Genomic DNA, 13,725 nt, shown 5'->3' with positions numbered 1-13,725 from the left:
CACGTTCCTCGGCCGGGAACGTGCGCAGAGCCTCCTGTGCCTGAGCTGCCGCCCCTAGTCCTGGGGCTGCTCGAAGGTGATGACCGTCCAGCCCAGCAGCAGCCGGTCGCCGTCGGACAGCGGGTGCGCGACGCCGGGCTCCAGCTGGGTCCACTCGGTGGCCTCGGGCCCGGCGACGTGCGTGCCGTTGAGCGAGCCGAGGTCGACGAGGGAGACCTCGCGGCCCTGGCGCTGGATGGCCGCGTGCGCCGAGGAGAGCACGTTCTGGGTGTCGGCGATGGGCACCGGGCGGGCGGTGCCGCTGGTGACCAGCTCGTGGTTGTCGGGACGGCGGCCCAGGACGAGGTCCTCGTCGACGGTGACCACGAGACCGTCGTCGAAGCGCAGGATCGGAGCGGCCGGGGCGTCGGGCTTCCAGAACGCCGTCTCCTCGCCGCCGTCGGCCTGCGGGGCGCTCGCGCCGACGGCGCTGCTGCCGCCGCCGAAGCCGGCGTCGGAGGGCGCGGAGAACGACGACGGCGCAGCCGTGGCGGCCGGCACGACCGCGGCCGAGGCGTGCGCGGCGGCGGCCAGGGAGAGCATGGCGCCCGAGCCGGGCACGGTGCCCTCGACGAGGTCGTAGGCCACGCCCGGCGGCATCGACGGCACCGGCTGGCCCGGGCCCACGTAGAGGTTGGCGCCGAGCTGGAAGCCGGCGGCCAGCGTGCAGCCACCGTCGACCTGCTGGCCGGCGACGGGGACGCCGTCGACGGCCGGCTGGCCCTTGCCCGCCCACAGGGCGACGCCGGTGCCCGAGCCCCCGGCGGAGTCGACGAGGACGAGGGCGAACGACGCGCCGCCACCGAGGGCGGCCACCTGACCGGCCACGGCGGCCAGCACCCGGTCGGCGCCGGGGCCGGCGACCCCCAGGCAGGCGTGCAGGGTGGCCGCGAGCGCGGGGGCACCCGGTGCGTCCACCCACAGCAGACCGCCGCCGCGGCGGGCGACGACGGCGTCTCCGGGCAGGACTTCGCAACGGTCGGGCATGCCCGCCAGCCTAGTGACCGCGGACGGAACTGGGCGGTCCGGTCGCGCCGCCACGCCGGTCCCCCCGCGACCTGCGGTGACAGGGGGTACCGGCGTGACGGGAGTGCCGGGCGCCGGCTACGCGCTCGTGACGACCCCGAGCTCGGCGGGATCGGCCAGGTGCGGCGAGTACGGCAGCACCCGGACGGTGTAGCCGAAGGCGCCGGTGCGCTCCAGCGGCAGCGTGGCGGTGAACCAGTGCCGGGAGCCCTCCGCGTGCTCGTGCGTCATCGGCACGGTGGTCACCTCGTGCAGCCCGTCGGCGTCGTCCACCCGGCCGTAGGCGGCCTGCACCTCCACGTCGCCCGGCGCCAGCCCGGGCAGCTCCACCTCGGCGCGCAGCTTCAGCGTCGAGCCGATCTCGGGGGTGTCACCGGCGCCGGTGGCCTCGACGTGCGCGACCCGCACGGTGCTCCACTGCTCGAGCAGGTGCGACCGCCAGGCGGCCTCGCTGCGCGCCGGGGCGTACCCGGCGTCCGACATCGCCCGGGACGAGCCGGCGGCCGGCACGTAGAGCTGCTGCACGTAGTCCCGGACCATCCGGCTGGCCAGCACCTTCGGGCCGGTCTCGCGCAGCGTGTGCCGCACCATCTCCACCCAGCGGGTCGGGACGCCGTCGCGGTCGGTCTCGTAGAAGCGCGGGATCACCTGGGTGGCGAGCAGGTCGTAGATGGCCCGCGCCTCCACCTCGTCGCGCCGGTCGGGGTCGGCGATGCCGTCGGCGGTGGGGATCGCCCAGCCGTTCTGGCCGTCGAACCACTCGTCCCACCACCCGTCGCGGATGGAGAGGTTCAGCCCGCCGTTCAGCGCGGCCTTCATGCCGGAGGTGCCGCACGCCTCCAGCGGGCGCAGCGGGTTGTTCAGCCAGACGTCGCAGCCCCAGTAGAGGTAGCGCGCCATGCCGATGTCGTAGCCGGGGAGGAAGGCGATCCGGTGCCGGACCGCGGGGTCGTCGGCGAACTTCACCATCTGCTGGATCAGCTGCTTGCCGCCGTCGTCGGCCGGGTGGCTCTTGCCGGCGATGACCAGCTGCACCGGGCGCTCGGGGTCCAGCAGCAGGGCCCTGAGCCGCTCGGGGTCGCGCAGCATCAGGGTCAGGCGCTTGTAGGAGGGCACCCGGCGGGCGAAGCCGATGGTGAGGACGTCGGGGTCGAACGCCGAGTCGGTCCAGCCGACCTCGCTCTCGGCCGCCCCGCGGGAGAGCGCGGTCTCCCGCAACCGGCGGCGCACCTCCTCGACCAGCCGCCCGCGCAGCATCCGCCGGGTGCTCCACAGCTCCCCGGCGGGGATGCGGTCGACGCCGTCGAAGTGCACCGGTCCGCCGGCCTCGACCGGGTCGCCCTGGCTCGAGCTCTGGGTGCCGAGCTCGACCAGCTCCCGGGCGGTCCAGGTGGGGGCGTGCACGCCGTTGGTGATCGAGCTGATCGGCACGTCGGCCTCGTCGAAGCCCGGCCACAGCCCCTGGAACATGTGCCGGCTGACGTGCCCGTGCAGCCGGCTGACGCCGTTGGCCCGCTGCCCCAGCCGCAGGCCCATGTGCGCCATGTTGAACTTGCTGGGGTCCTCCTCCGCGCCGAGCGGGACCAGGTGCTCCAGCGGCACGCCGAAGCCGGCGAAGTAGCGCTCGATCAGCGCCCGCGGGAACCGGTCGATGCCGGCCGGCACGGGGGTGTGCGTGGTGAACACGGTGCCCGCCCGCACCGCCTGCAGCGCCTCGGGAAAGGTCAGCCCGTGCGACTCGGTGAGCTCGCGGATCCGCTCGACGCCCTGGAAGCCGGCGTGCCCCTCGTTGGCGTGGAAGACCTCCGGCGCCGGGGTGCCGGTGAGCTGGCAGTAGGCGCGCAGCGCCCGGACCCCGCCGATGCCGAGCAGCATCTCCTGCCGCAGCCGGTGGTCCTCGTCGCCGCCGTAGAGCCGGTCGGTGACGACCCGCTCGGAGGGCGCGTTCTCCTCGATGTCGCTGTCGAGCAGCAGCAGCGAGACGCGGCCGACCTGGGCCCGCCAGACGTGCGCGTGCAGGGTGCGCCCCTCGGGGAGCGGCACCGAGACGACGACGGCCGACCCGTCGCCCTGGCGCAGCAGCTTGACCGGCAGGCCGTGCGGGTCCAGCGCCGGGTAGTGCTCCAGCTGCCAGCCGTCGGCCGACAGCCCCTGGGCGAAGTAGCCGGCCCGGTAGAGCAACCCGACGCCGATCAGCGGGACGCCGAGGTCGGAGGCGGCCTTGAGGTGGTCGCCGGCCAGGATGCCCAGGCCCCCGGAGTACTGCGGGAGCACCTCGGTGATCCCGAACTCCGCGGAGAAGTACGCGATGCTGCGCGGCGCCTCGTCCCCCAGCGACTGGTACCAGTGCGGCGCCGACAGGTACTCCTGCAGGTCGTCGACGGCGTCCTGCAGCCGGCGCACGAAGCGCCGGTCGCGGGCCAGGGTGGCCAGCCGCTCGGCCGACACCTCCCCCAGCACCTTGACCGGGTCGCCGCCGCAGGTGACCCACAGCTGGGGGTCGAGGGCCTCGAACAGGTCCCGGGTCTCCTGGTGCCAGGACCACCGGAGGTTCGTCACCAGCTGGGAGAGAGGCATCAGCTCCTCGGGGAGGGATGCCCGGACCGTGAACCGACGGAGAGCTCGCACGCGCCGAGCGTAGCCAGGTGGACCCCTCGGGGCCGGGTACGGCAGCAGCCCCGTCGACGCCGCCGCGGACCTATCGCCGGCGGACGGACCGGCGGGGGCGGCTCCCTCGCAGGGGCCCGCCCGGAACCCACGAATGGCAGAGGTGAGGGGGTCCTTCTAGCGTGATCGCGATGACTGGCCGCGCTGACCTCCGCCTCGGCATCACCGATGTCGCCCCCGTCGTGTCGTGCGGGTCCTTCTCCGCACGTGCCGTGGTCGGTGAGCACCTCCCGATCACGGCGACCGTCTTCCGCGAGGGCCACGACGCCGTCGCGGCCAACGTGGTCTGGGCGCCCCCGCCCGAGCCCGGCAAGCGGGCGCCCCGGCCCCCGCTGCTGCGCATGGCCCGCTACGGCCAGGAGCCCGACCGGTGGCTGGCCACCGTCGTGCCCGACCGGGAGGGCCTGTGGACCTTCCAGATCGAGGCCTGGAGCGATCCGCTGGCCACCTGGCACCACGCCGTGGAGGTCAAGATCGAGGCCGGGCAGGGTCCGGAGGACCTCGCCAACGACCTCGAGGAGGGGGCCCGGCTCATCGAGCGGGTCGCCGCCACCGCCAAGGAGCACCGCGAGGCGCTCACCGCGGCGGTCACCGCGCTCCGCGACACCTCGCTGGACCTCCCCAGCCGGGTCGCCCCGGCGCTGGCCCCGGCCGTGCAGCGGGTGCTCGAGGAGAACCCGGTCCGCGAGCTGGTCACCCGCTCCCCCCGCTACGAGGTGTGGGTCGACCGCCGCGAGGCGCTCTACGGCTCCTGGTACGAGTTCTTCCCCCGGTCCGAGGGCCCCGTCGTCGGCGGCATCCCCACGCACGGCACCTTCGCCACCGCCGCCGAGCGGCTGCCGGCCATCGCCGACATGGGCTTCGACGTCGTCTACCTGCCGCCGATCCACCCGATCGGCACGGTCAACCGCAAGGGCCGCAACAACACGCTCACCCCCGGGCCCGACGACGTCGGCTCCCCGTGGGCGATCGGCAGCGACGAGGGCGGGCACGACGCCGTCCACCCGCAGCTGGGCACGCTCGAGGACTTCCGCGCCTTCGTCGACCGCACCCGCGAGCTCGGCATGGAGGTGGCCCTCGACCTCGCGCTGCAGGCCGCGCCGGACCACCCCTGGGTCACCGCGCATCCGGAGTGGTTCACCACCAAGCCCGACGGCACGATCGCCTACGCGGAGAACCCGCCGAAGAAGTACCAGGACATCTACCCGATCAACTTCGACAACGACCCCGACGGCCTCTACGCCGAGGTGCTGCGGGTGGTGCGGCACTGGATCGCCGCGGGGGTGAAGGTCTTCCGCGTCGACAACCCGCACACCAAGCCGCTGAACTTCTGGCACTGGCTGATCTGGGAGGTCAAGAAGACCGACCCGGACGTGCTGTTCCTCGCCGAGGCCTTCACCCGGCCGGCGATGATGCACCAGCTCGCCCGGCTCGGGTTCACGCAGTCCTACACCTACTTCACCTGGCGCACCGAGCGCGGAGAGCTGGAGGACTACGGCCGCGAGCTGGCGCGCAACGCGCACTACATGCGGCCGAACTTCTTCGTGAACACCCCGGACATCCTGCACGCGTCGCTGCAGTTCGGCGGGCCGCCGATGTTCAAGATCCGTGCGGTGCTCGCGTCGATGATGAGCCCCACCTGGGGCGTCTACTCCGGGTACGAGCTGTTCGAGCACGTCGCGGTCAAGCCCGGCAGCGAGGAGTACCTCGACAGCGAGAAGTACCAGCTGCGCCCGCGGGACTGGGCCGGCGCGGAGGCCTCCGGCCGCAGCCTGGTGCCCTACCTGCGGCGGCTCAACGAGATCCGCCGCGCGCACCCGGCGCTGCAGCAGCTGCGCACCCTGCGCTTCCACCCCGTCGACAACCCGAACCTGATCTGCTTCTCGAAGGTCGACCCGGCCTCGCAGGACGCCGTCCTCGTCGTCGTGGCCCTCGACAGCCACAACCGGCAGATCGGGACGACGGCGCTGGACCTGTCGGCCTTCGGGCTCGACTGGCACGAGCGCTTCACGGTCACCGACGAGCTCACCGGCGCCAGCTACGACTGGGGGCAGTTCAACTACGTGGAGCTGGACCCCTACCACGAGCCGGCGCACGTCTTCTCGCTCCGGTTCCCCCGCCCGGTCACCTGGCCGCCGCCGGTCGAGTGACCGGCCCGTCTCGCCCGCCCGTGCTCCCCCACCCGCTCGACCGCGAAACCGAGGGCGACACCTCCCGATGACCGTTCCCGTGCCCGACACCCCCACCAGCCGCTCCACGCTGCCGCCGCCCGGCACCGACCCCGAGTGGTACAAGCGCGCCGTCTTCTACGAGGTGCTCGTCCGCGGCTTCGCCGACAGCAACGCCGACGGCGTCGGCGACCTCCGCGGGATGATCGACAAGCTCGACTACCTGCAGTGGCTGGGTGTGGACTGCCTCTGGCTGCCGCCGTTCTTCGCCTCGCCGCTGCGCGACGGCGGCTACGACGTCAGCGACTACACCGCCGTGCTGCCGGAGTTCGGCGACATCGAGGACTTCCGCGAGTTCCTCACCGAGGCCCACGCCCGTGGCATGCGCGTGATCATCGACTTCGTCATGAACCACACCTCGGACCAGCACCCGTGGTTCCAGGCCAGCCGCAGCGACCCCGACGGCCCCTACGGCGACTTCTACGTGTGGGCCGACGACGACTCCGGCTACGCCGACGCCCGGATCATCTTCGTCGACACCGAGAGCTCGAACTGGACGTTCGACCCGGTCCGCAAGCAGTACTTCTGGCACCGCTTCTTCTCCCACCAGCCGGACCTCAACTTCGAGAACCCGCGGGTGCAGGAGGCGATCATCGACGCCCTGCGGTTCTGGCTGGACCTGGGCATCGACGGCTTCCGCCTCGACGCCGTCCCCTACCTGTTCGAGGAGGAGGGGACCAACTGCGAGAACCTCCCGAAGACCCACGAGTTCCTCAAGACGGTGCGCAAGGTGGTCGACGCCGACTACCCCGACCGGGTGCTGCTGTGCGAGGCCAACCAGTGGCCGGCCGACGTCGTCGAGTACTTCGGCGAGAACGGCGACGAGTGCCAGATGGCCTTCCACTTCCCGGTGATGCCCCGGTTGTTCATGGCCGTCCGCCGGGAGCAGCGGTTCCCGATCTCGGAGATCATGGCGCAGACGCCGGACATCCCGGACAACTGCCAGTGGGGCGTCTTCCTCCGCAACCACGACGAGCTGACCCTCGAGATGGTCACCGACGAGGAACGCGACTACATGTGGGCGGAGTACGCCAAGGACCCCCGCATGAAGGCCAACATCGGCATCCGCCGGCGGCTGGCGCCGCTGCTGGACAACGACATCGACACCCTCGAGCTGTTCAACGCCCTGCTGCTGTCGCTGCCGGGCTCCCCCGTCCTCTACTACGGGGACGAGATCGGCATGGGCGACAACATCTGGCTGGGTGACCGCGACGGCGTCCGGACGCCGATGCAGTGGACCCCCGACCGCAACGGCGGGTTCTCCACCGCCGACCCGCAGCGGATGTACCTGCCACTGAACCAGGACCCGGTCTACGGCTACCAGGTCACCAACGTCGAGTCCCAGCTGCGCAACACCACCTCGCTGCTGCACTGGATCCGGCAGATGATCAAGGTGCGCGGCCAGCACCCGACCTTCGGCCTGGGCACCTACGCCGAGATCGGCTCGCGCAACCCCACGGTGCTGTCCTTCGTCCGCGAGTTCGGCGACGACATCGTGCTGTGCGTGAACAACCTGTCCCGCTTCCCGCAGCCGGTGGAGCTGGACCTGCGGCGGTTCGAGGGCTACACGCCGATCGAGCTCACCGGCCGGGTGGAGTTCCCCCAGATCGGCGTCCTGCCCTACATGCTCACCCTCGCCGGGCACGGCTTCTACTGGTTCGCCCTGACCAGGCCCGCCGAGCCCGCCGCCGAGGAGCACGAGGACTGGGAGTCGGCCACCAGCAGCCCGCTGGCCGACTCGCTGCTGGCCGCCGGGGTGGTGACCGCGGCCGAGGAGATCCCCGGCGACAGCGACCTCCGCACCGGCGAGGACGTGCCCACCCCGGGAGGAGACCGATGAGCGCGCTGGCCGCCGTACTGCGGGACTGGATGCCGAACCAGCGGTGGTTCGGCGGCAAGGGCCGCGAGTGGGCCGACGTCAGCGAGGAGGGCTTCCTGCTCGACCAGGCCGACCCGGTGCTCTCGGTGCACCGGGTGCGCGTCACCTACACCGACGGGGCGCAGGAGACCTACCTCGTGCCGATCTCCTGGCACGAGCACGTCATCGACGAGCTGGCCTCGGCGTTCATCGGCGCCGTGCCGGCCACCGGCGGCGACGGCAGCCCCCGCGAGAACTACGCCTACGACGCGATGCGCGACCGGGACGCCACTCCCCCGTGGCTGATCCACCTGGTCAACGCCTCGACCATCGGCCCGATGCACTTCCACCCGGCCGGCGTCGCCTACATCCCGGAGGGCGTGCCCGGCGACATCCTCTCCACCGAGCAGAGCAACACGTCGCTGGTGTTCGGCTCCGAGGCGATCTTCAAGCTGTTCCGCCGGCTCGAGCCGGGGCTCAACCCCGACGTCGAGATCCACGCCGCCCTGCGGCAGGCGGACAACGAGCACATCGCCCCGCTGCTCGGCCACATCGAGATCGACGACCCCGACCCGGCGCAGGAGCCGGCGACGGTGGCGATGCTGCAGACCTTCGTGCCCAACGCCAGCGACGGCTGGCGGCTGGCCACCGCCAGCGTGCGCGACCTCTACGCCGAGGGCGACCTGCACGCCGACGAGGTGGGCGGGGACTTCGCCGCCGACAGCGAGCGGCTGGGCGCGGCCACCGCCTCGGTGCACGCCGACCTCGCGCAGGTGCTGCCCACCGAGCCGGCCGACCGGCAGTGGTTCGCCACCGTCGCCGAGCAGATGACCGCGCGGCTGGAGCAGGCGATCGGCGTCGTCCCGCAGCTGGAGGAGCACGCCGAGGGCCTGCGCCGCGTCTACGCCGCGGTCGCCGACGCCCCGGAGGACGTCGTCCGCCAGCGGGTGCACGGCGACCTCCACCTGGGCCAGGTGCTGCGCACCGCCACCGGCTGGATCGTCCTGGACTTCGAGGGCGAGCCGGCCCGGCCGCTGGCCGCCCGCCGGGAGCTCGACAGCCCGATGCGCGACGTGGCCGGGATGCTGCGCAGCTTCGACTACGCCGCACGTCACATGCTCGTGGAGATGCCCGAGGACTCCCAGCGCGCATACCGGGCGCAGGAGTGGGCAGTCCGCAACCGCAGTGCCTTCTGCGCCGGGTACTCCGCCGCCAGCGGCATGGACCCGTGCGGCGACTCCCCGTTGCTGCGTGCGTTCGAGGCGGACAAGGCGGTGTACGAGTGCGTCTACGAGGCGCGCAACCGCCCGCACTGGCTCATGATCCCGCTGCAGTCGCTGGCCCGGCTCGCCGCCGCGGCCTGACCGGCACCGCGAGACGGCACGGCCCCGGAACCGACAGCAGGGAAGAGGACGACGACGCGATGAGCACCGACGGATCGACCACCAACGAGACACCGAGCAGCCCGGCGAGCCGGGAGCAGCTGCAGCAGGCGGTCGACGCGATGGCGCAGCAGGCCGAGGCCGCGGAGCGCGAGCCGGTGGTCAACGCCGTCCCGGCCAAGAAGCGGGCCCCGCGCAAGGCCCCGGCCAAGAAGGCGGTCGCCGCCGACGGCGCGACCGACGGCGCGACCGACGCCGCACCGGCGAAGAAGACGACCGCGCGCACGACCGCGGCGAAGAAGGCACCGGCGAAGAAGGCGGTGGCCGACGGCGACGCCGACGCCCCGGCGCCACGCAAGCGCGCACCGCGCAAGCGGGCGGCGGCCGCCGCGACGTCGGAGGCGGTGCCCGAGGCGATCCCGGGCACGCAGGAGGAGACGATCGCCGAGCAGGGCGGGCAGACCGCCGCCCCGGTGGTCGCGCCGGCGCCGATCGCCGAGCCCGGCTCGCCCAGCGGCGCCCCGGCCGGGCAGCCCGAGCCGCCCAGCCCCGACCCGGCGGAGCCGAACGAGCCGCAGGCCCCGGGCGAGGGCGGCGCCCCGGCGGACACGACCCCGGCGGACACGACCCCGGCGGACACGACCCCGGTCGCCCCTGCCGACGTGGCCCCCTCCCCGGCCCCCGCCCCGGCCGACGCCCCCGAGGGCGGCCTGGTCTCCTCCACCGAGGCCGGGTCGGTGTCCGGGAGCCCGGAGCCCGAGCCGGAGGTCACCGGCGACCAGCTGCGGGCGATCGTCGAGGGCTGGTCCTACGCCCCGCACGCGGTGCTCGGCGCGCACCGCGCCACCGACGGCTGGGTGGTGCGCACCCTGCGCCCGGACGCCGTCTCGGTGACCGTGGTCGACGAGGACGGCAGCCGGTACGACGCCCGCCAGCTGCACGGCGGCGGCATCTACGAGGCGCGGCTGCCGCAGCAGCCCGGTGACTACCGCATCGACGTCACCTACGGCGACGGGTCCGGCGGCACCAGCACCTACACCGTCGACGACCCCTACCGGTGGCTGCCCACGGTCGGCGAGCTCGACCAGCACCTGATCCGCGAGGGCCGGCACGAGCGGCTGTGGGAGGTCCTGGGGGCGCACGTCCGCCGGTACGACACCCCGCGCGGCCGGGTGGAGGGCGTCTCCTTCGCCGTCTGGGCCCCCAACGCGCAGGGCGTCAAGGTCACCGGCGACTTCGACTACTGGGAGTCCCGCGCCTATCCGATGCGCTCGCTGGGCTCCTCCGGCGTCTGGGAGATCTTCATCCCGGGCGTGCAGGTCGGCACCCGGTACCGCTACCACGTGCTCGGCCGCGACGGGGTCTGGCGCGACAAGGCCGACCCGCTGGCCTTCGCCACCGAGGTGCCGCCGCTGAACTCCTCGGTCGTCACCGAGTCCACCCACGAGTGGGGCGACGGCGCCTGGCTCGAGGAGCGCGCCCGCGGCAACTGGCACGAGCGGCCGATGAGCATCTACGAGGTGCACGTCGGCTCCTGGCGGCAGGGGCTGTCCTACCGGGAGCTGGCCGACGAGCTCGTCGACTACGTGACCGCGGCCGGCTTCACCCACATCGAGTTCATGCCGGTCGCCGAGCACCCCTTCGGCGGCTCCTGGGGTTACCAGGTCACCAGCTACTACGCCCCGACCTCCCGCTTCGGCAGCCCCGACGACTTCCGCTACCTCGTCGACCGCGCGCACCAGGCCGGGATCGGGGTCATCGTCGACTGGGTGCCGGCGCACTTCCCCAAGGACGAGTGGGCGCTGGGTCGCTTCGACGGCACCGCGCTCTACGAGCACGGCGACCCCCGTCGCGGCGAGCAGCCGGACTGGGGCACCTACGTCTTCGACTTCGGCCGCTCCGAGGTCCGCAACTTCCTCGTCGCCAACGCGCTGTTCTGGTGCAAGGAGTTCCACGTCGACGGCGTCCGGGTCGACGCGGTCGCCTCGATGCTCTACCTGGACTACTCCCGCAGCGAGGGCCAGTGGTCGCCCAACGTGCACGGCGGCCGGGAGAACCTCGAGGCGGTGGCGTTCCTCCAGGAGATGAACGCGACCGTCTACCGCGAGGTGCCCGGCGCGGTCACCGTGGCCGAGGAGTCGACGGCCTGGCCGGGCGTCACCCGGCCCACCTACCTCGGGGGCCTGGGCTTCGGCTTCAAGTGGAACATGGGCTGGATGCACGACTCGCTGGCGTACATGTCCCGCCAGCCGGTGCACCGCAGCTACCACCACAGCCAGATGACGTTCTCGATGATGTACGCCTACTCCGAGAACTACGTGCTGCCGATCAGCCACGACGAGGTCGTCTACGGCAAGGGCTCGCTGCTGCGGAAGATGCCCGGCGACCGCTGGCAGCAGCTGGCCAACCTGCGCGCCTACCTCGCCTTCATGTGGGCCCACCCGGGCAAGCAGCTGCTGTTCATGGGCTCGGAGTTCGCCCAGGACTCCGAGTGGGCCGAGAGCCGCTCGCTGGACTGGTGGCACCTCGACGACCCGGCGCACCGCGGCGTGCTGCAGCTGGTCACCGACCTCAACGCCCGCTACCGCGAGTTCGACGCGCTGTGGTCGCTGGACGTCGACCCGGCCGGCTTCCAGTGGATCGACGCCAACGACGCCTCGGGCAACGTGCTGACCTTCCTGCGCTACGGCAAGCCGCCGCGCGCCGAGATCGCCCCGGCGGAGGTGTCGACGGGCGAGGACGTGCCCGTCGAGGCCGCCACGCCCACCCCCGCGGCCGGCCAGGCCCTGGCCGTCGTCTGCAACTTCTCCGGCGCCCCGCACCACGGCTACCGGATCGGCCTGCCCCGCCCCGGCCACTGGCGGGAGGTGCTCAACTCCGACGCCGAGGGCTACGGGGGCTCGGGGGCCGGCAACTACGGCGGCATCGAGGCCGTCGCGGAGCCCTGGCACGGCCAGCCCTACTCGGCGGAGCTCACCGCTCCCCCGCTGGGCACCGTCTGGTTCCTCCACGAGGGCTGACCCCCGCGAGCCTCGTGCCGGGGCCGGGGCCGGGGCCGGGGCATTGACGGCCGGGGAGGCGAGCAGGCAGCCTCCCCGGCCGTGTCCCGCTGCCGCACCGCCGCCCTGGGCGCTGCACTGCTCCTGACCGGCTGCACCGCGGCGGTGTCCGGCACCCCCACCCCGGCGGTGCCGCGCAGCGACGTCCCGCCCGCGGACTTCCCGGTCGGCCTGGCCGGCGACACCGAGGTCGACCGGCTGGCCCGCAACGCGCTGGCCGACGTCGTCACCTACTGGCAGGAGACGCTGCCGGAGGTCTACGGGCAGGAGTACACCGACCTCGCCGGCGGCTACTGGTCGATCGACCCGGCCACCACCCGGGACGCCGACCTCCCGCCGGGCAGCTGCGTCGACGTCGACTACGTCGCGCGCACCAGCGCGCTGTACTGCTCCGACGGCGACGTCGTCCTCTACAACGCCGCCTCGCTGGCCGACTCCGCCGCCGTCGTCGGCCCGCTGGTCATCGGCTCCACGATGGCCCACGAGGTGGGGCACGCCGTGCAGCACCGGGTCGGCACCAGCGACCGGGAGAGCTCCCTGGTGCTCGAGACCCAGGCCGAGTGCTTCGCGGGCAGCTGGAGCCGCTGGGTCGCCGACGGCGGCGGCGCGCACGCCCGCGTGCGCGAGCCGGAGCTCGACCGCTACCTCGAGGGCTACGCCTACTTCGCCGACCCGGTCGGCGCCTCGCCCGACGACCCCGGCGCGCACGGGTCGGCCTTCGACCAGCTCGCCGCCTTCCAGGTCGGGTGGGACGGCGGCGCCGCGGCCTGCCGCGACGAGTTCACCGCCGACCGGGTGTTCACCGTCGCCGAGTACACCTCCGCCGACGATGAGGACGCCGGCGGCGACCTGCCCCTGGCCGAGGCGCTGCCGCTGGCCGGCACGCTGCTGGCCTCCTTCTGGTCCGCGGTCACGGCCGGCGGGCTGGCCGCGCCGCCGGACTGGACCGGCGACGTCCGGCTGCCGGAGGTCCGCGAGGGCCCGGCCGGCTGCGCCGGCACCGGCGACCCCCTGCTCACCTGGTGCGCGGACGGCGGCGACGGCGGCCCCGCGGTGGTCGTCGACGTGGCCGGCGCCCTGGCACCCGCGGTCCGGGCGCGCGGCGACTACGCCGTCGTCGCACTGGTCGCCCTGCCCTACGCCCTGGCCGTGGCCGACGGCCTGGGGCAGCCGACCGACGGTCCCGGCCCGCTCGCCACGGCGGCCTGCTCCGCCGGCTGGCTCACCGCCGCCGTGCACGCCGGCGAGCTGCCCGGCACCGAGGTGCGCCTGTCGCCCGGGGACGTCGACGAGGCGGTGCTGGCCCTGCTCGACGCCGCCGGCGACGCCCGGCTGGTCGAGGCGACCGCGCTGTCGGCCTTCGACCTGACCGACGCCTTCCGGCGGGGTTTCGAGGGCGGCGGGAGCGCCTGCCTCCCCTGATCGGGTCACATGCAGGGCACGCAGTGCCACGAGGCGTGCGCGTT

General features: G+C 73.5%; 7 protein-coding genes. 5 read left to right on the top strand and 2 right to left on the bottom strand.

The features are described from left to right. Nucleotides 1–54 precede the first annotated feature (54 nt). Both ACI79R_RS04495 and glgP read right to left on the bottom strand, forming a co-directional pair. Complete coding sequence (locus ACI79R_RS04495; protein WP_456572378.1) at nt 55–1,026, bottom strand: FHA domain-containing protein; 972 nt, start codon at nt 1,024–1,026, stop codon at nt 55–57. Nucleotides 1,027–1,143: 117 nt separating this feature from the next. Then, complete coding sequence (glgP, locus tag ACI79R_RS04490; RefSeq protein WP_456572377.1) at nt 1,144–3,693, bottom strand: alpha-glucan family phosphorylase; 2,550 nt, start codon at nt 3,691–3,693, stop codon at nt 1,144–1,146. Between the two features lie 170 nt (nt 3,694–3,863). Here glgP and ACI79R_RS04485 point away from each other — a divergent pair, with 170 nt between their 5' ends. The 5 genes from ACI79R_RS04485 (at nt 3,864) to ACI79R_RS04465 (ending at nt 13,681) form a co-directional block, all read left to right on the top strand. Continuing rightward, entirely contained in the window at nt 3,864–5,882 is a 2,019-nt protein-coding gene (locus ACI79R_RS04485; protein WP_456572376.1) for an alpha-1,4-glucan--maltose-1-phosphate maltosyltransferase, read from the top strand. 79 nt (nt 5,883–5,961) lie between these two features. Next, on the top strand, nt 5,962–7,800 hold the full coding sequence (treS, locus tag ACI79R_RS04480) for a maltose alpha-D-glucosyltransferase (RefSeq protein WP_456572375.1): 1,839 nt from the start codon (nt 5,962–5,964) through the stop codon (nt 7,798–7,800). Next, the gene (locus ACI79R_RS04475) at nt 7,797–9,182 is read left to right on the top strand and encodes a maltokinase N-terminal cap-like domain-containing protein (protein WP_456572374.1); all 1,386 of its coding nucleotides are present in this window, start codon (nt 7,797–7,799) and stop codon (nt 9,180–9,182) included. The genes treS and ACI79R_RS04475 overlap by 4 nt, the downstream gene beginning before the upstream one ends. A 59-nt stretch (nt 9,183–9,241) precedes the next feature. After that, nucleotides 9,242–12,220, top strand: a complete 2,979-nt coding sequence (gene glgB, locus ACI79R_RS04470) for a 1,4-alpha-glucan branching protein GlgB (RefSeq protein ID WP_456572373.1) — start codon at nt 9,242–9,244, stop codon at nt 12,218–12,220. Nucleotides 12,221–12,301: 81 nt separating this feature from the next. Next, nucleotides 12,302–13,681 carry a neutral zinc metallopeptidase gene (locus ACI79R_RS04465; RefSeq protein WP_456572372.1) on the top strand — a complete coding sequence of 460 codons (1,380 nt, stop codon included), beginning with the start codon at nt 12,302–12,304 and terminating at the stop codon, nt 13,679–13,681. The last annotated feature ends 44 nt before the right edge of the window (nt 13,682–13,725 follow it).

The organism is Blastococcus sp. SYSU D00820, from assembly GCF_054050695.1.
This window is presented reverse-complemented; position numbering and strand designations above follow the sequence as displayed.